Source organism: Aliivibrio thorii (assembly GCF_057368585.1).
Map to the genome: position 1 here is coordinate 939482 of NZ_CM170654.1, position 20941 is coordinate 960422.

Below are 20941 nucleotides of genomic sequence, written 5' to 3' on the forward strand. Positions count from 1 at the left end.
TAACGATGATTACGATACTTGGTGGTGAAGTACTCAGCGCGCTTGGAAATAAAACGCTGCAATTGCAGTTAATGAAAGAAGGTAAATACCAAACCGTAGATAAATCGGTTAATGTATTTGAGCAAATTAAAACACTGCCTTACTATGCGATTCAAGATGAAGGCAGTTTTGAACCTTTATTTGATCCTATTCCTTATTTAATTCAGTTGGTCACTTCCCTGTTTGAACAACATGATTTTTCTGAGCATGACCGTCAACGTTGTGGCTTGTTTTTGGGCTGCGCTGCTAATGATATTTCTCTGATGATCCCTCTCGGGACGAGTATTCAAGAAAATCAATGTCCTCAATTTTCAGGGGGTAGAGTAGGGAATGGGGTTTACGCAGATAAGCTGGCGTCTGAATTTGGTTTGAACCCGCTAAGTCTGACTTATAACACTGCTTGTACCTCTAGTTCTAATGCTATTTTAGACGCGGCTACTATGCTAGAAGCCGGTGTTGTTGATTATGCACTTGTTATTGGTATGGAGATGTTTGCGCCTCACTCTTTTGAGGGGTTTGTTTCGATGCAATTGCTTGCTCAACAGCAAACCAAGCCTTTTGATGCGAACAGAGATGGGTTGCTATTGGGAGAAGCGCTTGGTGTACTACTAATGAGTCGTGATGATGTCAAACCATCACCTTGGCAGTTTTGTGGTGGCAGTAGCCAGTGTGAAACACACAGTGTGACAGGCGTAAACTCTGATGGTTCTGGAGTGGCTCAAGTGATTAAAAGTGCACTACAGGCCAGTGGTGTTAGTGCAGAAGATATAACCGCAGTAAAATCACACGGAACAGCCAGTAATCTCAGCGACTTAGCTGAGGTAAATGGTATGAAGCAAATCTTTAATCAATCGCCTTCATTCTTTTCCTTAAAGCCATACATAGGCCATACATTAGGCAGTTGTGGGGTGAGTGAATTAGTCATTATGATGAATGCCATCAATAATGGTTTTATACCCAAAACCCCAAATTTCGAACAACAAGATGATGAAATTAACTGGACCCCGACACAAGTAATGATCCCGTGTGATTCTGGGGTGTTCTTACTTAACTGTTTTGGTTTTGGTGGTAACAACAATGTACTTGTTGTGGAGAAAATGTCAGCATGATGTATATCCATTGCACTGCCAGTGTCAATATAAGACAGGATCAAAACGTGGATGTAAAAGCTGAATGTAAAAAGGTTGCGCCTGCGTTTGTTCGTCGTACTGACCGTTTTATCCAGCTTGGTTTATTAGGGGTATCCGGCATTAAAAATCAGCAAGAATTAGATAAAAATACCGCGCTGTTTATGGTGTCGGGACAAGGGGATTTATCCGTTTTTAATCGTTTATGTCAGCAGCGCTATGTTGAAAAAATGCCACCAAAACCTGTTGATTTTATTAACTCATTAAGCAATACCGCGGGCTTTTATATTGCAAAATATTTAGAGCTTGAAAGTAAAAACCTTAATTTAGCACAGCAAGGTTTTGCAATAGAAAATGCATTCTTATTGGCTGATGCGAGCCTAAAAACGAAGCAAGAAGAAACGATATTACTGGGTGGTGTAGATGAGGGCGTAGAGCAATCTAATAATTCATATAGATATTTAGGTCTTTCGGCGAATACGCCTATCGGTGAGGGCTCTAATTGGATGCTACTGAGTGCAAATAAGCAAGATGCATTAGCAACCGTTGATGTGTTGACGTTAGTATTTGATAGTGTCGGCGTTATTGAATATCTCAACAACCAAGAAGAAGTCACTCATGTTGCATTTGGGCAGAGGATGCCTAAGTTCTGTTCTGACTTATTATTATCCAGAATTAATATTCCGGAGTTTGGATGGAATGAAGTTGCTGATTTTTATGAAACTAATGGATTGTTTGTATTAAATAGTTACTTAAATTCAAAGCAAGGTTGCTTGGTGTATATTGATTATTTTAATGATATTTATAGAGTAATAACTCTTAATGTCATCTAATAAATCAATAGTTTAGATACATTTTATTACTAGATGTCAGGTTTTTGTTCGACTACTTCTTTGTAAGTATTCATTGGCGATGTAGGATGGTATAGTCTGCGTTATATGTCTTTTCTAATTAAAGTAGAGTGAATGTCTAATTCTTTGTTATTTCATAGAACCTATAAACATGAATCAAGCGCCAAATGGGTTGTGTTTGTTCATGGTGCAGGGGGAAGTTCAACAACCTGGTTTAAGCAGATCGCCGCTTTTAGAAAGAACTTTAATGTCTTATTAATTGATTTAAGAGGGCATGGTCGTTCAAACCATTTCTCTCAAATTAAAGAGTTTATGAATAAGCAGTACTCTTTTAAAGTCGTAAGCCAAGATATTATTGATGTTCTTGACCACTTAAATATTAAATCAGCTCATTTTGTTGGAATGTCTCTTGGTACCATTATCATTCGTAATTTAGCTGAATTGGCACAAGATAGAGTTAGCTCTATGGTGCTTGCAGGTGCGATCACTCGTTTTAATTTCCGATCTCAATTTTTGATTAAGATGGGAGATATGACGAAAAATATCATGCCTTACATGTGGTTATATAAATTGTTTTCTTATGTTGTTATGCCACAAAAAAGTCAAAAAGAGTCACGTCATATTTTTACAAGAGAAGCAAAAAAACTGTGCCAGAAAGAATTTAAACGCTGGTTTAAGTTAGCGGCTGATGTGAATCCATTGATGCGTTACTTCAAAGATAAAGAGTTAGCAATCCCGACACTATATGTAATGGGAGCAAATGATTATTTATTTATGAAACCAGTAGAAGAAATGGTTGCAGTGCATAAATACAGTCAGTTGTTACAGATCCCTGAATGTGGCCACGTGTGTAATATTGATAGACCAAAAGAGTTTAATAAGCACGCGATAGAATTTATCGCAGCTCAATAAGCCTGTGGTAGCTTAAAATAGAAACGGCGATCATTATGATCGCCGTTTTGCTTTTGATTTTTTTAAAATTAAAGGATAACGGTTTTGTTGCCATAGACGAAAACATGATCATTTAATACTTTTGTCAACGCTTTACTTAATACCGATTTTTCTACATCACGACCAGCCATTGCCATGTCTTCTGCACTGAAGTTGTGGTCGACAGGAATCACGTCTTGTTTAATGATTGGGCCTTCATCTAAATCATTCGTTACAAAGTGTGCTGTTGCACCAATGATTTTTACACCGCGGTCATACGCTTGTTGGTATGGTTTTGCGCCAATAAAGGCAGGTAAGAAGCTGTGATGAATGTTAATGATTTTTCTTGGGAATTGAGCGACAAAATTTGGTGTTAGTACACGCATGTATTTTGCTAATACGACATATTCTGGGTCGTATGAATTAATCACATCCAACATTTTTTCTTCATGCTCTTCACGAGATAAGCCTTGATGACAAACATGATGGAAAGGAATATCGAATTTTTCGATTAATCCACCTAGTGTATCGTGATTCCCAATGACCGCAGCAATTTCGATATTCATCGCACCGGAATAAGCTTTAATTAAAATATCACCAATACAGTGTGCTTCTTTTGTAACTAGAATGACGACTTTCTTACAAGGCTCAGTAACTAATTTACGATGGCTACCTTCGGGTAAAGCTTGGTCAATATCAAGTAAGAAGGTCTCATCATTGAAAATCCCTTCTAGCTCAGTTCTCATAAAAAACTGACCCGTAACGTTATCTACATATTCATTATTGTGAACAATATTAAGTTGATGTTTGTAACAAATGTTGGTTATTTTCGCTATTAGCCCACGAGAATCAGGGCAATCCGTTAATAATATTTTCTTTTCCATTTTATCTCTTGTGCTCACGAAGTGTTGTCTATTAATTTGATATACCTATGGTTGTACCGATAAAAGAAGGATAGGTAAAGCGTTTTTCATCGAGTAAAATTTAAAATATAAATATGAAAACTCATCAAAGCTTATGGTTATATGGAGATATTAATAAATATCCTTCAGGAAACTTAACGTTTAGTTTCTGTGAAAATCTTGGCATAATCCCAGTCTTATTTTAAATTCACGATGAATGTAGGTTGATATGATTGCCAAGATTTTTTCTTCTTCAGGCGCGTTAGGTAAAGCCATTCCTGGTTTCCAACCTCGTCAACCTCAGCTTGATATGGCTCATGCGGTTCATGATGCGATTAAAAATAGTACTCAGCTTGTTGTTGAGGCAGGTACAGGTACAGGTAAAACTTTTGCGTATCTTGTTCCTGCTTTAGTTAGTGGTAAAAAAACCATCATCAGTACCGGTTCGAAAAACTTACAGGAACAACTTTTTCATCGTGATTTGCCTTTAATGACTTCATCTCTTGGATTTTATGGTCAAGTTGCTTTATTAAAAGGGCGCTCAAATTATCTTTGTCCTGAGCGTTTAAATCAGCAGTTAGTTGAGAGTCATACCCCACAAGCGAATCCCGAGTTATTAACACAATTAGTGAAAGTACGATCTTGGTCATCTGAAACGAAAACAGGTGATTTAGGTGATTGCACTGCGATTGCAGAAGATAGTCCCATTATTCCTTCAATAACTTCTACCAATGACAACTGCTTAGGTAAAGATTGCCCAAGTTTTGAAGATTGCTTTGTGGTAAAAGCGCGTAAAAAAGCAATGGATGCCGATGTTGTGGTCGTAAATCATCATCTATTTCTGGCTGATTTAGCGATTAAAGAAACTGGTTTTGGTGAGTTAATTCCTGAAGCTGATATCTTTATTTTTGATGAGGCGCATCAACTACCAGATATAGCGAGTCAGTATTTTGGTCAAAACCTTTCTAGTCGCCAATTAACTGAATTAGCGAAAGACATTGAGATCGGTTACCGCACTGAAGCCAAAGACATGCGTCAGTTACAAAAAGTAGCGGAACGTTTGGTTGGTGCCGCAATGGATCTTCGTATTATTTTAGGCGATACCAGTTTTCGTGGTAATTGGCGTGAAGCGATAAAATCACAAGCAGTACAACGTGAAATTGTACGAATTAATGATGCCTTTGAATTGGCTCATGATGTCTTGAAGTTAGCATTAGGTCGTAGTCAGTTATTAGATGCGGCTTTTGATCGCTGTGCATTATTAAAAAATCGTTTAGAGCGAGTATGTGATACGACGATTAGTGGTTATTCGTATTGGTATGAATGTACTCCTCGTCATTTTAGTTTGAACATTACGCCATTGTCTGTGGCCGATAAATTTAAAGAACATTTAGCTGATAAAGAAGGCGCTTGGATATTTACCTCAGCGACCTTAGCTGTAAATGATGATTTCTCGCATTTTACTCAACGTTTAGGGTTATCACCTAAAAAACAGTTTACGTTACCGAGTCCATTTGACTATCAAACTCAAGCATTATTGTGTGTACCTAGATTTTTGCCAGAGCCAAATAGTTATGGCATTGCGGATAAGTTAGTTGAATTACTGCAGCCAGTAATAAAACAGAATAATGGACGTTGTTTTTTCTTGTGTACCTCACATCAAATGATGCGTGATTTAGCTGAGCAATTTAGACAAACACTTGATCTTCCTGTGTTGGTGCAAGGGGAGACCACTAAGCAACAACTGCTTTCCGAGTTTATGGAATTAGGTAATGCATTATTGGTGGCTACAGGTGCTTTTTGGGAAGGAATCGATGTTAGAGGTGATGCCCTAAGCTGTGTTATCATTGATAAACTTCCTTTTACCGCACCAGATGATCCGCTCTTAAAAGCGCGCATTGAAGATTGTCAGCTAAGTGGAGGTGATGCCTTTGCACAAGTTCAAATTCCAGACGCGGTGATTACCTTGAAACAAGGTGTCGGTCGACTTATCCGAGATACAAAAGACAAAGGGGTATTGGTTATTTGTGATAACCGTTTGGTGACAAGACCTTATGGTTCAATATTTTTACAAAGCTTACCGCCAATACCGCGAACACGAGATTTACGTAATGTGTCTGAGTTTTTAGCGAAAGCCAATCAGACCGATGAAAATGAATCAGAAAAACAAGAAGCCATTTTAGAAGATTGAGGCATTAATGAGCGCAAAAATTTTAGCGGTAGATACCGCCACTGAAAACTGTTCTGTTACATTGATTGTTGATGGAAAAGTCTATTCTCGACGTGCAGTGGCACCGCGTGAGCACACTATTAAAGTACTTCCTTTTGTTGATGAAGTATTAAAAGAAGCGGGTGTGCGCTTACAAGATTTAGATGCGTTAGCATTTGGTCAAGGTCCAGGTAGTTTTACCGGCGTTCGTATCGGTATTGGAATTGCTCAAGGTTTAGCGTTTGGTGCCGATTTACCTATGGTGGGTATTTCTACATTAGAAGCGATGGCTCAAGCGGGTTACCGAGTGCATGGCGCTACACACGTTGCGGCGGCGATTGATGCGCGTATGGGGGAAGTATACTTTGGTATGTACCAACGTAACGGTGATGGTACTTGGACTTATAATGTTGCTGAAACAGTTTCTGTTCCTGAAGGACTAGCTACCTATTTACCAGAACAGTCTGGTGAATGGTTAACCGTAGGCACTGGTTGGGATGCGTATACAGAAGCATTAGCAGAATTACCATTAGAGCGTAAAGCATCAGATATACTTTATCCTGATGCTGAAGACATGGCATTACTTGCACAACAGAAGTTTGAGCAAGGTTTGGCACTGCCAGTAGAAGAATCTGCGCCTGTTTATGTCCGTGATACTGTGACGTGGAAAAAACTTCCAGGTCGTGAATAATAGATAAATGAATGGGGACGCCGCTCCCCGTTTTTTGATAAATAAAGAAAGGTCACTATGGTATCAATTCATGGGCTACCGCCAGCATTAGTACCGAATCAAAAGGTACAAAAGCAGCAAGCCGTTGAAAAGAAAAGTCAGGTTAAGAAAACGGGTGGCAGTAAGGCCATGGTTGCTCAACCTTCTAAAGTGGCTACTGCGATAACCAATCAAGTAAAGCAACTTAACGCATCCGAATATGCTAATTCCCGTATTCATTATGATTTACCAGAAGGTGGAAATCGTAAAGCGATGGAAGAGTATATGGATATTATGTTGCAAAAACGCAGAGAGGAACTTGCACAGCTCGTCGGTGTCGACCTGTATATCTAAACATTTAATTAAGGATATTTATGAAATCTTCATTACTGTTTCTTTGTATTTTATTTCTTGCGGGTTGCAGCTCCCTTCCTAAAGAATTAACCTCGTCTCAGACCAATACACTTATTGAGTATAACGCTTTTGTTACTGCTGCTCAAAATGATGAAAATGTCGAAGTTCGCTTAGGTGGTGTTATTGCTCGTATTGATAACCTAAAAGACACGACTCGCATTGAAATTGTGAATCTCCCTATCTCCTCATCAGGTAAGCCCGACCTCTCTCAAGAACCAACTGGACGCTTTGTTGTTTATCTTGATGGTTTTATTGATCCTATTACTTATTCTGTTGGACGATTAGTGACTGTTTTAGGGCAGTCGATGGGCATTGAAGAAGCGAATGTTGGGGAGTTTTTGTATCCTTTCCCTGTGATAAACGGCTCTGCTTTGCATTTATGGCAAATTCAAGAGTACGTGATGAGTAATGATATAGATATGAGTTATATGCCTTGTACTGGTGCTCGTTGCTTTCATCAGCGTAGTATTGAAAGCCGACGAGGTAAAGTCGTACAAGAAGTGAAATAGTTAGAATGATTTCATTTCAGGAATCTACATTTTCATTGCACCATGGTTTACTGGCTGTCATGGAAATTAAACCGGAAGAAATTCATCAAACGTTGGTGTTTTTACATGGCTGGCAAGATAATGCTGCGACGTTCAAAACAACGATGGAAGCGTATGCAAAACACAATCCTCACCACCATTTAATTGCTGTAGATTGGTTTGGGCATGGATTGTCATCCCATAAAGGGCATGATAATTTTTATCATTTCTTTGATTATATTGATGATCTTCACCAAATCATTTTGCACATCAAATTAGAGCAGGTGGTTTTAATTGGGCATTCTTTAGGAGCGTTAATTGCAAGTGCCTATTGTGCCGTATTTCCTGAGAAAGTATCCGCATTAATGATGATTGAAGGGTTAGGTCCATTGAGTGAAGAAGAAACTGAGATTTCCGACAGAATACGTCAAGGGATCTTAAGTCGTCAGCGTTATCGTAATAAGCCTCAGCGCACATTAAAAGATCACCAGTCCGCAATTGAATTACGATCTAAAGTTAATCAGCTTCCTGAACACCTGGTAGAGCCTATGGTACTTCGTTCATTGGTATCAAAAGGTGGTGATGTGAAATGGAGAACGGATGCAAAAGTAAAATGCGATTCTTTATATCGAATGAGTGAAGCGCATGCTTTATCATTACTCTCAAAAATAGAGTGCCCCGTAATTGCTGTTATTGGTAATGACGGCTATGGTCATTTAAAGCAAAAGTCTCATCGTTATCGTTATATTTCAGATTTTCAATGTTACCAAATAGAGGGGGGGCATCATTGTCATTTAGAATACCCTGAGCAAATTAGTACCCATATTGGTGCCCTTGTTAACAAAATAACCACATAGTTGCTTCACATATTTAAAAAAAGACTTCATTTATGGTTAAATAGCAACCGAATGGAGAATTGATAATAAAATTAGTTGACTATACTTGTAGAGTAAATAGTCTACTCGTAAAAGTGATAATGATCACTGTTTTGAACTATTGCTAAAAGAGCAATAAGTCGCATATAGAATAGGAGAAAAGCGTGGATAAAGTTTGGCTTTCACGTTACCCAGAAGACGTACCAGCAGAAATTAACCCAGACCAATATAGCTCATTGGTTGATATGTTTGAGCAGTCGGTTCATAAGTATGCCGATCAACCAGCATTTATTAATATGGGTTCAGTAATGACATTTCGTAAGTTAGAAGAGCGCAGTCGTGCTTTTGCTGCTTATTTACAAAATGAACTGAAGCTTAAAAAAGGTGATCGTGTTGCGTTAATGATGCCAAACTTACTGCAATACCCAATTGCATTATTTGGTGTGCTGCGTGCAGGTATGGTCGCGGTAAATGTTAATCCACTTTATACGCCACGTGAGTTAGAGCATCAATTAACAGACTCAGGTGCTGCGGCAATTGTTATTGTGTCAAACTTTGCTAGTACGCTAGAAGAGATTGTAGATAATACGCCAGTAAAACACGTAATTTTAACTAACTTAGGTGAACAGCTGCCTCGAGCAAAAGGCACAATTGTTAACTTCGTGGTTAAGTACGTGAAAAAAATGGTGCCAAAATACGACTTGCCAGATGCGACATCAATGCGTAATGCATTACGTAAAGGGCGTAGAATGCAGTACATCAAGCCATTTATTGATAGTGAAGACTTAGCCTTCCTACAATACACAGGCGGTACTACAGGCGTAGCAAAAGGCGCAATGCTGACTCATCGCAATATGATTGCTAACGTAATGCAAGCAAAAGGGGCTTATGGTCCGGTTTTAACCGAAGGCCGCGAGCTTATTGTGACAGCTCTACCTCTGTATCATGTATTTGCATTAACCGTAAACTGTTTATTGTTTATTGAAATGGGCGGTCGTAATCTGCTAATTACGAATCCACGTGATATTCCAGGTTTTATTAAAGAATTGCAAAAATACCCATTCACTGCAATTACAGGCGTAAATACGTTATTTAATGCATTAGTGAACAATGAAGATTTCCACGAATTAGATTTCAGTAACCTTCGTTTATCTGTTGGTGGTGGTATGGCTGTGCAGCGTGCCGTTGCTGAAAAATGGCAGCAGCATACTGGTTGTTACTTATTAGAAGGTTATGGTTTAACAGAGTGTTCTCCATTGGTTGCCGCATACCCTCATAACCTAACATCATATAATGGTTCGATTGGCTTACCCGTTCCGTCAACTGAAGTGCGAATAGTTGATGAAGAAGGCAATGTTGTTGCGAATGATCAAATAGGTGAGCTTCAAGTTCGTGGTCCTCAAGTAATGAAAGGCTACTGGAACCGTTCTGAAGCTACTAAAGATATGATCACTAATGATGGTTGGGTAAGCACGGGTGACATCGTTAAATTTGATGAAGAAGGCTTCTTACACATTGTTGACCGTAAAAAAGACATGATCTTAGTATCAGGTTTTAATGTATATCCAAATGAGATTGAAGATGTTGTTGCGCTTCATGGGAAAGTGTTAGAAGTTGCTGCTGTAGGTAAACCACACCCAACATCAGGTGAAGTGGTTCGTATTTGTGTTGTTAAGCGCGATCCAAGCCTTACTAAGGATGAGTTGATTGCTCATTGCCGTAAGCATCTAACTGGTTATAAAATTCCTCGTATTGTTGAGTTCAGAGATGATCTTCCAAAAACAAACGTAGGTAAAATTTTGCGTCGTGAACTGCGAGATGAATATAAAGCAGAAGAAAACGCATAATTTAGTTACTATATAGAAACATGATAATGCCAGCCTATGATCGCTGGCATTATTTTTATAATAAATATAAATAATAGAGACAAGATAGCTTAGTTTTTCGAGGTTAAGCTATCTTGCCTTATTAATTTTTAAGGAAGAATAGTGAAATTTGAAATCGTCACTCAGAGTCAGCGTTTGGCTGAGATCTGTCAGCAAGCAAGTAGTAAACCATTTTTAATGTTAGATACTGAGTTTGTAAGAACACGAACGTTATATGCTCGCTTAGGTTTAATTCAAATGTTTGATGGCGAGACATTAGCTTTAGTAGATCCCGTTGAAATTGATGATTTAACACCGCTTTGGGGTTTATTAAAAAATGAATCGGTAACTAAAGTGCTTCATGCGTGTGGTGAAGATTTAGAAGTGTTTCAACATTATGCGGGTTGTATGCCAACGCCAATGATTGACACTCAAATCATGGCTGCATTTTTAGGTTATGGATTGTCGACAGGTTTTGCAAAACTTGTTTCTGATTACTTAGGTGTAGATCTTGATAAAGGTGAATCTCGCACAGATTGGATGGCGCGTCCTTTATCTGATAAGCAATTAAACTATGCAGCAGCAGATGTACATTATTTATTACCATTATTTGAAAAGTTACAAGCGGAATTAGCACAAACAGAATGGACTGATGCAGCATACCAAGAATCGACTCTTGCAGTAAGAAAACGTGAAAAGCAACCAGATGCAGAGCAAGCGTATCGAGATATTAAGAATGCGTGGCAACTGAATCCTAAACAATTAGCGATTCTAAAAATGGCCGCAAAATGGCGTTTAGAAGAAGCAAGAAAACGTGATTTAGCAGTTAATTTTGTTGTGCATGAACTAAGCTTATGGAAATTAGCGCGTTTTAGCCTGCGTAGTAAAGAGCAGATGTTAAAAGAAGCATTTGATCCAAGAGAAGTACAACGCCATGGTGGGAAGTTATTGCGTTTTACTTACTTAGCTGATGAGCTTTCTGCCGATGAGTATCCTGAAGTGATTACACGTTTAATGGATTACCCTGGCTACAAGCAAATATTTAAGTTATTAAAGGATGAAGTAAAAGAAGCTTCAGAAGAATCAGGTTTAATGCCTGAATTCTTAGCGTCGAAAAAGCAATTAAACCAGTTGTTATCTTGGAAATGGAAAAAAGGGTGTGCGCCTGAATGTAAACCGGATGTTGTTCAAGGCTGGCGTGGTAAATTATTAGAAGCTCGTTTTATGTCAGTACTTGAGAGATAATAGTCATTATCTGTTTGATCAAAAAAGGGTGACTGTGATAGTCACCCTTTTTAATATCCGATATTAATCATGGGGATTAATGGTCATCTTCTGGCAGAGTCACATTCAGCTCTAATACTGATAGGTCTTCTTCTTTTTGTTCAAGAGATACTGTTACCATATCAGGGCTTACGTTTACGTATTTACTGATCACTTTAAGAATATCTTCTTTTAATTGTGGTAAATACGAAGGAGCAGGGCCGCCATTACGGCGTTCTGCAACGATGATCTGTAGCCTTTCCTTAGCTATGTTAGCAGTGGCTTTTTTTTGTGGTCTGAAAAACTCAAGCAATGCCATGCTTAACCTCCAAATAGTCGTTTAAAGATACCTTTCTTCTCTTCTTCTAAGAAGCGGAATGAAACTTCCTTGCCTAACAGACGGTCTACTGCATCTTGGTATGCAGAGCCTGCATTTGATTCTTCGTCAAAAATAACTGGAACACCTTTATTTGATGCGTTCAGTACAGATTGGCTTTCAGGAATAACCCCTAGTAGTGGAATATTTAGAATTTCTTCTACATCACCAACACTTAGCATTTCACCTTGGTTTACACGAGCAGGGCAGTAACGAGTTAGCAATAAATGCTGTTTTACTGGCTCAAGCGCATCTTCTGCACGGCGAGACTTCGAATCTAGGATACCAAGAATACGGTCAGAATCTCGAACAGAAGAAACCTCAGGGTTCGTTGTGATGATTGCTTCATCAGCAAAATATAGCGCCATTAATGCACCAGCTTCAATACCCGCAGGAGAATCACAAATAATGAAGTCAAAATTCATAGCGATAAGTTCATCAAGAACTCGACGTACACCATCTTTAGTTAGTGCGTCTTTATCACGAGTTTGAGAAGCCGGAAGGATAAATAAATTACCTACACGCTTATCTTTAATTAATGCTTGGTTTAGTGTTGCTTCACCATTGATTACATTTACAAAATCATAAACAACGCGACGCTCACAACCCATGATCAAATCAAGGTTACGTAAACCAATATCAAAATCGATTACTGCAGTTTTCTTGCCAGCCAGCGCAAGACCGGATGCAATAGCAGAACTAGAAGTAGTTTTACCTACGCCGCCCTTGCCTGAAGTCACAACGACAATACGTGCCATTTTTATTATTCCTTTTATGTTGTGCTATAACGTGAGGGTATCGATCTGAATACGGTCTTCGACCATAGTGATCATGACATTTTGATGCCAATACTCTTTGTCAATTTGGTCGCTTAACCAATAATTACCCGCAATGGAAATCAGTTCAGCTTGTAAGTTTTTACAGAAGACTTTTGCTTCTGCTTGTCCACTTGCTCCAGCAATTGCTCTGCCACGCAAGGTTCCATGTATATGTATACTACCATCAGCAATAACTTCAGCCCCAGGACTTACATGATTTAAAATCACAAGGTCAGCATCTTTTGCGTACACTTGTTGTCCTGAACGAATTGGTGTTTTTACTACCATCGTTGGCCGCATATTGGCTTTTTGTGTTACTTGTTGAGGTGTAAAAGAGGTCATCACTGCAAAACCAGCTGCGGTTGCCTGAGCCTGTTTATTTTTATCTTTGCAGCCCGTAATCCCTACAGGGATCATACCAGTGCGTTCGACACCAGATTTTAGATCAACAAAGTTAATTTCATTCGATACATTTTCAATATTGACCACAACAGGAGCAGAAGCAAAAAAAGAAGGTGCTTGAGCCACTTTTTCTTCAAGCATATTTAGAGCTTTTGCGATGTCATCATTAGGTAAATGTAATACTGAAAGGGTGAAATTACTGCCCTTTAAATCGGCTGTTTTTGTCATGCTATTCTGTATCTTGATAAATTTAATACCACAAATCTGATACCATGTTATAGTCAGTTTGACCGCACAGCAAGTTATCTTATTGTCTTAAGTGTACTTTTTAGTAGGGCTCTCATCAAATAGACATTGATTGAATGCGTTAAGTTGAGAGTAGGCCCAATCCTTTCAAAAATAGGTTATAAAATGTTCTGTTCAGTTTACAAAAGTACCAAAAAACAGGGTGCTTATCTTTATATTGAAAAAAAAGATGATTTTACTCCTGTTCCTAAAGAATTAATGACCATGTTTGGTACTCCAACCATGGTTATGGTGGTAAATTTAGCGGGTAGAACATTAGCTTCAGTTGATGTTGAGAAGGTGAAAACAGCAATAAAAGAAGAAGGTTTCTTTTTACAACTTCCACCACCACCAGAAAATTTGCTTGAAAAATATAAAAAAGATAAAGCTGCACGAAAAGAGAGATAATAATGAAGAAAAAATTACTGCTAGGGATAGTCAGTTTGCTCATGGCAACATCGGTAACAGCAAATACTCCAGAAGGGGAATTTCAGGACTATATTGTAGAATTAAAAAATGAAGCGAGAGGCATTGGTATTTCAGATCCTATTCTTGAGCGTGCATTTAAAGATATTGCATTCAAAGAAAAAGCGGTCAAATCAGATCGTAGCCAACCAGAAAAAAAATTAACGTTAGATGAGTATATTCCACGTGCTGTGCCGAAGTGGAAAATCAAACAAGCGAACGATTTATATCAAAAACACTATAAAGAATTAAACCGAATTGGAAATGAATATGGTGTTCAGCCTCGTTTTATTGTTGCGTTATGGGGCGTTGAAAGTAATTTTGGTAAATTAACTGGCGGTTACAATGTTATTGAGGCATTGACGACATTAGCTTATGACGGTCGCCGCGAAGAATTTTTCAAAAAACAAACGATGGCTGCATTAACCATTTTACAACAAGGTCACATTACACCTGAAAACATGAAAGGTTCATGGGCAGGAGCTATGGGGCAGTGTCAATTTATGCCGACTTCATTCTTAGCTTACGCTGTTGATGGTAATGATGATGGGCGTAAAGATATTTGGACTACCGAAGCCGATGTATTTGCTTCAGCTGCAAATTATTTAAAACAAGTGGGCTGGGATGATACTTATACTTGGGGTCGTCAAGTTCAGTTACCTGAATCGTTGGATGCTGAAAGTTTAAAAGGTTTATCTGAAGAAAAAGGTAAGACATTAGCTCAATGGCAAGAATTGGGTGTTCGTCGTTTAACGGGCAAAGCGTTACCTGATGTAGATATCGAAGCATGGTTAGTGCAACCAGATGACAAAGATGGCCGTGCTTACCTTGTTTACAATAATTACCAAGTATTAATGGATTGGAACCGTTCGCATTACTTTGCGCTGGCGGTGAGTCACTTGGCAGATTCTATTAAGTAAAAGCGAGACGCAGCGAGCTGCTTGAGGGCGCAAACTGCGTTTACTTAAGACGCTTCGCTAGAGAATTTCTCCAGCGAAGCGTCTCAAGGAATTTATTCCGTCTTAAAGGGAGCTTGCGACCGCTCTGCTCTTGAGGATTTAAATATCCAACGGCTTTCCTTTTAGCAATCTTCTCACCCACAATCTTCCTGGGTGCAATCCTTCAAGTACTGTATTTGGTAGCGGAATTGGGTCTCCCATGATCTGTGATGCTAAGGTCTCAGCCAGTAGTGGGGCAGAGCTTAATCCTCTTGAACCTAATGTCAGCATACAGAACAGACCTTCATAGACAGGAATATCTTTCGCTTCACGTAACCAGTGGCGTTTTTTATAGATATATTTGTACTCTTCTTGCATATCCTCAAAACGAACCACATTACCAAGAAATGGCAGGTGATCACGACTGGCACAGCGAATGCCAACACGAGCGTGATTGTCAGACGTATCTGCCTCTTTCACCCAAGCTTCATTAGGAATGCATTTTTTTAGGCGATCGCCATTTTCTATTTGATCTGATTCGTTAAACGCTAAGTCTAAATCACGACGATCGTAGCTTGCGCCAATACAGTGAGTTTGATGTTTGGTATTTTCAGGCGTTAAATAGCCGTCATAACACAGTACTGTTTTCAATTGTTTCAATGATTCTGTTGTAGGAATATGACTTACTTGCCCTCGAACAGGAGTCGCTGGAATGTCTTTGGTCTGCTCAAAATCAGTAAATTTATGCCCATTTGCAACCACTGCTGCTTGGTGTAGGTAAGCCCCTTTATTTGATGAAAGAGTCCATTGCTTTGCTTCACCCTGTGCTAGTCCGGTTATTTCTACATCACAATGAAGAGTAAATAATGGATTATTTGATAAATGTTCAAATAGGCCACGAGTAAGCTGTTTTGGACACAGCCAACCACCAAGAGGGTAATGAACGCTCTCCATATTGATTGGTAATCCAACATGTTGATTGGTTTCTTCTTTATTAAACGCAGTAACTAATTCGTTAGGGAAATTAGCCGTTAGCATTTTATTTAGTTTATTTTCTGATTTTTCATCCCATTTGAGTTGGGTTACACCGCACCAATCGTGATCAAATTCGGCGTGTTTCGCGGCTTGGTCGATAAACTGACGAGCAAAAATAAAACCGGGCGCAAAGAATCGTGATAATGAATTAAACTTCTCATTAAGTAGTGGGTAAACTGCCCCTTGTTTATTACCTGATGCCCCTTGTGCCGCTTTATCATCTTTACAATAAACCGTTACTTTTACACCACGACGAAGCAGTGTTGTCGCCAATGCTGCACTGGCAACGCCACCGCCAATGATAGCCACATCAGTAATATCTTCAGGAGTTGAACGAGCATACCAAACTGCATGGTTCGCTTTTGTTTTACGCTCTGTTAATGTACCTGCAATCATTTCTCTTTTATGAGCGAAGCCTTTGACTTTTTTCATATCAAAGCCTGCTTCAATCAAGCCTCTACGAACAAAACCTGCTGCCGTAAAGGTGGCGCAAGTACAGCCTTCTTTAGCAAGGCTTGCCATATTATTGAACAAGTCTTGATTCCACATTTCAGGGTTTTTACTTGGTGCAAAGCCATCTAAGAACCATGCATCAATAATACCGTTATCGTCCATCCAAATTTGTGGCATGCAATCTTTTATGTCACCAAACCAGAGATCGAGTGTTATCATGCCATCTTCCAGTACTAAACGATGACAGTCAGGCACAGCGGCAGGATAATGTTCTTGTAACTGTTCAGCCAATTCAGCCAATTCAGGCCACGCTTGATGGGCTTTAATTAAATCTGTTTTGGTTACTGGGAATTTTTCAAAGCTAACGAAATGAAGCTCTTTAAGAGGGGCGTCAGGATTTTGTTCTCTAAAGGTTTTAAACCATTGCCACACGGCAAGAAAGTTTAATCCCGTACCAAATCCAGTTTCACCAATAACAAAACGACGTTGGTCATATTCCTGCCATTTTTGTGGTAGATGATTTTGTTGCAAGAAAACATATCGTGTTTCTTCTAACCCATTATCGTTAGAAAAATAGACATCACCAAAATCATTTGAGACCGGCGTGCCAGACTCATTCCAATCAAGGACTGCATTTGTGATGCTGTTTTGTGGTAAAGTGTGGTTACGTGACATAAATTTGTACCATTAAAGATAATCTACGTCGGATTTTAACGACTTATAGGAAAGCTGACCACTTTGTTGTGCTATCTTCGCTATTATCTACCAAGATTTATGACTTATTAGGAAAGAATCATGAAAAGAGCCGTAATTACAGGCATGGGCATTGTTTCAAGTATCGGTAACAATGCAGAAGAAGTATTAGAGTCTCTGAAAGCTGGTAAATCAGGTATTAACTTCTCTGAACAGTTCGCTGAAAAGGGTCTGCGCAGTAATGTTTGGGGCGATTTGAAAATGAACCCTGCAGAACACATCGATCGCAAAAAAATGCGTTTCATGGGTGATGCGGCTGCGTTTGCTTACATTTCAATGGAGCAAGCAGTAGCAGATTCTGGCTTAACAGAAGATCAAGTTTCAAATGACCGTACAGGTATCGTTGCTGGTTCTGGTGGTGCATCATCACTAAACCAAGTAAATGCAGTAGATATCTTGCGTGAAAAAGGCGTTAAGCGTGTTGGTCCATATATGGTTCCACGTACAATGGCGTCTACGGTTTCTGCATGTCTTGCAACTCCGTTTAAAATTCGCGGTGTTAACTACTCGATGAGTTCTGCATGTGCAACTTCAGCACACTGTATTGGTCACGCAGTAGAGCTTATCCAACTAGGTAAACAAGACGTAATGTTTGCTGGTGGTGGTGAAGAGCTAGATTGGTCATTAACGATGATGTTTGATGCGATGGGCGCACTATCATCGAAATACAATGACACACCAGAAAAAGCATCTCGTACTTACGATGCCGATCGTGACGGTTTCGTTATCTCTGGCGGCGGCGGTATGGTTGTTATCGAAGAACTTGAACACGCACTTGCTCGTGGCGCTAAAATCTACGGTGAAATCGTAGGTTACGGTGCAACATCAGATGGCTACGACATGGTAGCACCGTCAGGTGAAGGCGCAGTTCGTTGTATGAAGATGGCAATGCAAAATGTAGACAGCGTTGATTACGTGAATACTCACGGTACATCAACACCTGTTGGTGATGCAAAAGAGCTAGGTGCTATCCAAGAAGTATTTGGCGCGAACAGTCCAGCAATCTCTGCAACTAAAGCAATGACAGGCCACGCACTAGGTGCCGCTGGTGTTCATGAAGCTATTTACTCAACGCTAATGCTAGAGCACGGTTTTATCGCGCCAAGCATCAACGTTGAAACATTAGATCCTGCAGCTGAAGGTCTTGATATCGTTACTGAAAAACGTGATCAAAAACTAACAACTGTTATGTCTAACAGCTTTGGCTTTGGTGGGACAAACGCAACGCTAGTAATTAAGAAATACGAAGCGTAATATTTGCGTAAAGCATAAGTAATAAAAACCCAGTTAATTCAATTGACTGGGTTTTTTTATATCTATTTTTTATGACGATACTGATGTTGCTTAATAGAGCGCAGTGATACACTGAATTTATAAACCTAAAGGACAGATATTGAAAATATGAAAATATTGATTGATGAAAATATGCCTTATGCGGCCGATCTCTTTAGTGAATTAGGTGAGGTTATCGCTAAGTCTGGGCGAACGTTAACTGCTGATGATTTAATTGATGTTGATGCGTTAATGATCCGCTCTGTGACTAAAGTGAATGCGGAGTTATTAAGTAAAGCCAATAAACTGAAATTTGTTGGTACAGCAACCGCAGGTATGGATCATGTTGATCAGGTTTTATTAAAAGATAAAGGAATTTATTTTACAGCCGTGCCTGGTTGTAACAAAGTAGGTGTTGCTGAATACGTACTAAGTTGCATTATGGTATTGGCTCAGCAGCATGGTTTTTCTATCTTTGGTAAAACATTTGGGATTATTGGTGCGGGGCAGGTTGGTTCTTATCTTGCACAATGCCTAGATGCATTAGACATTTCTTATTTATTGAATGATCCGATTAAAGAGCAAGAAGGTGATACTCGTGCATTTGTTTCTTTAGATAAGCTATTGGAACATTCAGACGTTATTACTCTTCATACTCCAATTACCCGAGATGGTGAATTTCCAACTTATCATCTAATCGATCAAACTCAATTATCAGAACTTCGAGATAATCAAATCTTAATTAATGCCGCTCGTGGGCCAGTTGTTGATAATCAAGCATTAAAACAGCGTCTATTAAAGCAAGACAGTTTTAAAGCGGTATTAGATGTTTTCGAGTTTGAGCCGCAAGTAGATATGGATTTATTGCCATTACTCTCTTTTGCAACGCCACATATTGCAGGCTATGGTTTAGAGGGAAAAGCTCGTGGTACGACGATGATTTTTAACTCTTATTGTGAGTTTTTAAATCGCGAAGAACGAGCAGAACCACAGAGTTTATTGCCAGTAGCCCCAATCCCTAATGTGACATTAAATCAGCAATGGGATCATTCAACACTGCACAATTTGATTCAGTTAGTCTATGATGTGCGAAAAGATGATGCCGTATTTAGAAAAGAGATCTCAACTGTCGGTGCATTTGATAAAATGCGTAAGGATTATTGGGATAGAAGAGAATACAGTGCTATCACGATCACAGGCGATAAAAATTGTGGTCTTACCCCGTTACAACAACTTGGATTTACAATCGAGGAAGTCTAATGACTCAAGAATTTGATGTTGCCATTCTTGGCGCAACTGGTGCCGTTGGCGAAGCAATTATTAGTGTATTACAAGAGCGTAAGTTTCCTGTACGTAATTTATATCTTTTAGCGTCTGAACGTAGCGAAGGCAAAACAGTTCGTTTTGATGGTAAAACATTAACCGTTGAAAATGTAGAAGAGTTCGATTGGAGTCAAGTACAAATTGGTCTATTTTCTGCAGGTAGTGAACTTTCTGAAAAATGGGCCCCAATTGCAGCGGAATCAGGTGTTGTTGTTATCGATAATACATCACACTTCCGTTACGATCACGATATTCCATTAGTGATCCCTGAAGTAAACCCAGAAGCACTTGTTGATTTCCGTAACCGTAACATTATCGCGAACCCTAACTGTTCAACGATTCAAATGTTAGTTGCATTAAAACCAATTCACGATGCTGTGGGTATTGACCGAATTAACGTATCAACATACCAATCAGTGTCTGGTTCAGGCAAAGCTGGTATTGATGAGCTTGCAGGTCAAGCGGCTAAGTTATTAAATGGCCTACCAGCAGAGAATAAAGCATACGATAAACAAATCGCATTTAACTGCTTACCACACATTGATGAGTTTATGGATAACGGCTACACCAAAGAAGAAATGAAAATGGTGTGGGAAACGCAGAAAATTTTTGCTGACGATACTATTACAGTAAACCCAACGTGTGTACGTGTTCCTGTATTCTATGGCCATGCTGAAGCGGTTCATGTTGAAACTCGTGCACCTATTGATGCAGCAGAAGCTACTCGCTTACTTGAAGAAACGGATGGAATTGAAGTATTTCATGGAAATGATTACCCAACACAAGTAAGTGATGCGACAGGTAAAGACCATGTAATGGTTGCTCGTATTCGTGAAGATATTAGCCATTCTATGGGACTAAATATGTGGGTTGTTGCAGATAACGTACGTAAAGGTGCAGCAACAAACGCAGTACAAATTGCTGAAGTATTAATTCGTGATTATTACTAATCATTGTAATTAATTTATGATTTAAGAGATTATTATTCGTTGATAAATGAGCAGTATAATCTCTTAAATTGAAAGTCTTAGTGAAAGCTAAGGCTTTTTTCTTCCATAAACCACACAGTTTTTACTTAAAAGCTACAGTTTTCTTATTATTATCCGATAT

The 20941-nt window shown here is 39.1% G+C and carries 20 protein-coding genes; 15 read left to right on the forward strand and 5 right to left on the reverse strand.

Going from position 1 to position 20941, the window contains the following annotated elements; genetic code table 11:
* The first annotated feature begins 5 nt into the window (after positions 1-5).
* From AC2IP4_RS04280 to AC2IP4_RS04290, 3 genes are all read left to right on the forward strand, one after another.
* A complete protein-coding gene (locus AC2IP4_RS04280) occupies positions 6-1148 on the forward strand; it encodes a beta-ketoacyl synthase N-terminal-like domain-containing protein (protein WP_486310583.1) in 1143 nt (380 codons plus the stop codon).
* A 47-nt stretch (positions 1149-1195) separates the two neighbouring features.
* Positions 1196-1999, forward strand: a complete 804-nt coding sequence (locus AC2IP4_RS04285; protein WP_486310584.1) for a hypothetical protein — start codon at positions 1196-1198, stop codon at positions 1997-1999.
* Positions 2000-2131: 132 nt separating this feature from the next.
* Positions 2132-2929, forward strand: a complete 798-nt coding sequence (locus AC2IP4_RS04290; RefSeq protein ID WP_486310585.1) for an alpha/beta fold hydrolase — start codon at positions 2132-2134, stop codon at positions 2927-2929.
* Positions 2930-2997: 68 nt separating this feature from the next.
* On the opposite strand, the gene purU is transcribed toward AC2IP4_RS04290, so the two are convergent.
* Positions 2998-3831, reverse strand: coding sequence for a formyltetrahydrofolate deformylase (purU, locus tag AC2IP4_RS04295; RefSeq protein ID WP_375320900.1), 834 nt, complete (start codon positions 3829-3831; stop codon positions 2998-3000).
* Positions 3832-4078: 247 nt separating this feature from the next.
* On the opposite strand from purU, the gene yoaA reads away from it, so the two are divergent.
* The 7 genes from yoaA (at position 4079) to rnd (ending at position 11693) form a co-directional block, all read left to right on the forward strand.
* Entirely contained in the window at positions 4079-6040 is a 1962-nt protein-coding gene (yoaA, locus tag AC2IP4_RS04300; RefSeq protein WP_486306614.1) for a DNA repair helicase YoaA, read from the forward strand.
* Positions 6041-6047: 7 nt separating this feature from the next.
* Positions 6048-6749 (forward strand): tRNA (adenosine(37)-N6)-threonylcarbamoyltransferase complex dimerization subunit type 1 TsaB, encoded by a 702-nt coding sequence (gene tsaB / locus AC2IP4_RS04305; RefSeq protein ID WP_486306613.1) that lies wholly within the window; start codon positions 6048-6050, stop codon positions 6747-6749.
* Between the two features lie 57 nt (positions 6750-6806).
* Positions 6807-7121: a chromosome partitioning protein ParA gene (locus tag AC2IP4_RS04310; protein ID WP_486306612.1), complete on the forward strand. Its 315-nt coding sequence runs from the start codon at positions 6807-6809 to the stop codon at positions 7119-7121.
* A gap of 20 nt (positions 7122-7141) precedes the next feature.
* Positions 7142-7690, forward strand: a complete 549-nt coding sequence (locus tag AC2IP4_RS04315; protein WP_486310586.1) for a Slp family lipoprotein — start codon at positions 7142-7144, stop codon at positions 7688-7690.
* Positions 7691-7695: 5 nt separating this feature from the next.
* Entirely contained in the window at positions 7696-8565 is an 870-nt protein-coding gene (locus tag AC2IP4_RS04320; protein ID WP_375320895.1) for an alpha/beta fold hydrolase, read from the forward strand.
* 182 nt (positions 8566-8747) lie between these two features.
* A complete protein-coding gene (gene fadD, locus AC2IP4_RS04325) occupies positions 8748-10430 on the forward strand; it encodes a long-chain-fatty-acid--CoA ligase FadD (RefSeq protein ID WP_486310587.1) in 1683 nt (560 codons plus the stop codon).
* A 141-nt stretch (positions 10431-10571) separates the two neighbouring features.
* Positions 10572-11693, forward strand: a complete 1122-nt coding sequence (rnd, locus tag AC2IP4_RS04330; protein WP_375320893.1) for a ribonuclease D — start codon at positions 10572-10574, stop codon at positions 11691-11693.
* A 76-nt stretch (positions 11694-11769) separates the two neighbouring features.
* Here rnd and minE read toward each other — a convergent pair whose 3' ends face one another.
* Genes minE through minC form a run of 3 tightly spaced genes read right to left on the reverse strand, consistent with a single transcriptional unit; the run spans position 11770 to position 13535 of the window.
* The gene (minE, locus tag AC2IP4_RS04335) at positions 11770-12030 is read right to left on the reverse strand and encodes a cell division topological specificity factor MinE (RefSeq protein ID WP_060991419.1); all 261 of its coding nucleotides are present in this window, start codon (positions 12028-12030) and stop codon (positions 11770-11772) included.
* A 2-nt stretch (positions 12031-12032) separates the two neighbouring features.
* The gene (gene minD, locus AC2IP4_RS04340; protein WP_060991418.1) at positions 12033-12845 is read right to left on the reverse strand and encodes a septum site-determining protein MinD; all 813 of its coding nucleotides are present in this window, start codon (positions 12843-12845) and stop codon (positions 12033-12035) included.
* A gap of 24 nt (positions 12846-12869) precedes the next feature.
* Positions 12870-13535 carry a septum site-determining protein MinC gene (gene minC, locus AC2IP4_RS04345; protein WP_375320892.1) on the reverse strand — a complete coding sequence of 222 codons (666 nt, stop codon included), beginning with the start codon at positions 13533-13535 and terminating at the stop codon, positions 12870-12872.
* A 183-nt stretch (positions 13536-13718) separates the two neighbouring features.
* Between minC and AC2IP4_RS04350 the strand changes: the two genes are divergently transcribed.
* Both AC2IP4_RS04350 and AC2IP4_RS04355 read left to right on the forward strand, forming a co-directional pair.
* Complete coding sequence (locus tag AC2IP4_RS04350) at positions 13719-14000, forward strand: YcgL domain-containing protein (protein ID WP_375320891.1); 282 nt, start codon at positions 13719-13721, stop codon at positions 13998-14000.
* A 2-nt stretch (positions 14001-14002) separates the two neighbouring features.
* A complete protein-coding gene (locus AC2IP4_RS04355; RefSeq protein WP_375320890.1) occupies positions 14003-14977 on the forward strand; it encodes a lytic murein transglycosylase in 975 nt (324 codons plus the stop codon).
* A gap of 138 nt (positions 14978-15115) precedes the next feature.
* Here AC2IP4_RS04355 and mnmC read toward each other — a convergent pair whose 3' ends face one another.
* A complete protein-coding gene (mnmC, locus tag AC2IP4_RS04360) occupies positions 15116-17158 on the reverse strand; it encodes a bifunctional tRNA (5-methylaminomethyl-2-thiouridine)(34)-methyltransferase MnmC2/FAD-dependent 5-carboxymethylaminomethyl-2-thiouridine(34) oxidoreductase MnmC1 (protein ID WP_486310588.1) in 2043 nt (680 codons plus the stop codon).
* 120 nt (positions 17159-17278) lie between these two features.
* Between mnmC and fabB the strand changes: the two genes are divergently transcribed.
* From fabB to AC2IP4_RS04375, 3 genes are all read left to right on the forward strand, one after another.
* Positions 17279-18490 (forward strand): beta-ketoacyl-ACP synthase I, encoded by a 1212-nt coding sequence (fabB, locus tag AC2IP4_RS04365; protein ID WP_060991413.1) that lies wholly within the window; start codon positions 17279-17281, stop codon positions 18488-18490.
* 147 nt (positions 18491-18637) lie between these two features.
* Positions 18638-19768, forward strand: a complete 1131-nt coding sequence (locus tag AC2IP4_RS04370; protein WP_486310589.1) for a 4-phosphoerythronate dehydrogenase — start codon at positions 18638-18640, stop codon at positions 19766-19768.
* Entirely contained in the window at positions 19768-20781 is a 1014-nt protein-coding gene (locus AC2IP4_RS04375; protein WP_486310590.1) for an aspartate-semialdehyde dehydrogenase, read from the forward strand. Before AC2IP4_RS04370 ends, AC2IP4_RS04375 begins: the two co-directional genes overlap by 1 nt.
* Positions 20782-20941 lie beyond the last annotated feature (160 nt).

Excerpts from the sequence above, each read along its gene's own strand:
- AC2IP4_RS04280 (WP_486310583.1), top strand. The coding sequence starts at position 6 with ATGATTACGATACTTGGTGGTGAAGTACTCAGCGCGCTTGGAAATAAA.
- AC2IP4_RS04290 (WP_486310585.1), top strand. The coding sequence starts at position 2,132 with ATGTCTAATTCTTTGTTATTTCATAGAACCTATAAACATGAATCAAGC.
- purU (WP_375320900.1), bottom strand. The coding sequence starts at position 3,831 with ATGGAAAAGAAAATATTATTAACGGATTGCCCTGATTCTCGTGGGCTA.
- yoaA (WP_486306614.1), top strand. The coding sequence starts at position 4,079 with ATGATTGCCAAGATTTTTTCTTCTTCAGGCGCGTTAGGTAAAGCCATT.
- tsaB (WP_486306613.1), top strand. The coding sequence starts at position 6,048 with ATGAGCGCAAAAATTTTAGCGGTAGATACCGCCACTGAAAACTGTTCT.
- AC2IP4_RS04310 (WP_486306612.1), top strand. The coding sequence starts at position 6,807 with ATGGTATCAATTCATGGGCTACCGCCAGCATTAGTACCGAATCAAAAG.
- AC2IP4_RS04315 (WP_486310586.1), top strand. The coding sequence starts at position 7,142 with ATGAAATCTTCATTACTGTTTCTTTGTATTTTATTTCTTGCGGGTTGC.
- AC2IP4_RS04320 (WP_375320895.1), top strand. The coding sequence starts at position 7,696 with ATGATTTCATTTCAGGAATCTACATTTTCATTGCACCATGGTTTACTG.
- minE (WP_060991419.1), bottom strand. The coding sequence starts at position 12,030 with ATGGCATTGCTTGAGTTTTTCAGACCACAAAAAAAAGCCACTGCTAAC.
- minD (WP_060991418.1), bottom strand. The coding sequence starts at position 12,845 with ATGGCACGTATTGTCGTTGTGACTTCAGGCAAGGGCGGCGTAGGTAAA.
- minC (WP_375320892.1), bottom strand. The coding sequence starts at position 13,535 with ATGACAAAAACAGCCGATTTAAAGGGCAGTAATTTCACCCTTTCAGTA.
- AC2IP4_RS04350 (WP_375320891.1), top strand. The coding sequence starts at position 13,719 with ATGTTCTGTTCAGTTTACAAAAGTACCAAAAAACAGGGTGCTTATCTT.
- AC2IP4_RS04355 (WP_375320890.1), top strand. The coding sequence starts at position 14,003 with ATGAAGAAAAAATTACTGCTAGGGATAGTCAGTTTGCTCATGGCAACA.
- mnmC (WP_486310588.1), bottom strand. The coding sequence starts at position 17,158 with ATGTCACGTAACCACACTTTACCACAAAACAGCATCACAAATGCAGTC.
- fabB (WP_060991413.1), top strand. The coding sequence starts at position 17,279 with ATGAAAAGAGCCGTAATTACAGGCATGGGCATTGTTTCAAGTATCGGT.
- AC2IP4_RS04370 (WP_486310589.1), top strand. The coding sequence starts at position 18,638 with ATGAAAATATTGATTGATGAAAATATGCCTTATGCGGCCGATCTCTTT.
- AC2IP4_RS04375 (WP_486310590.1), top strand. The coding sequence starts at position 19,768 with ATGACTCAAGAATTTGATGTTGCCATTCTTGGCGCAACTGGTGCCGTT.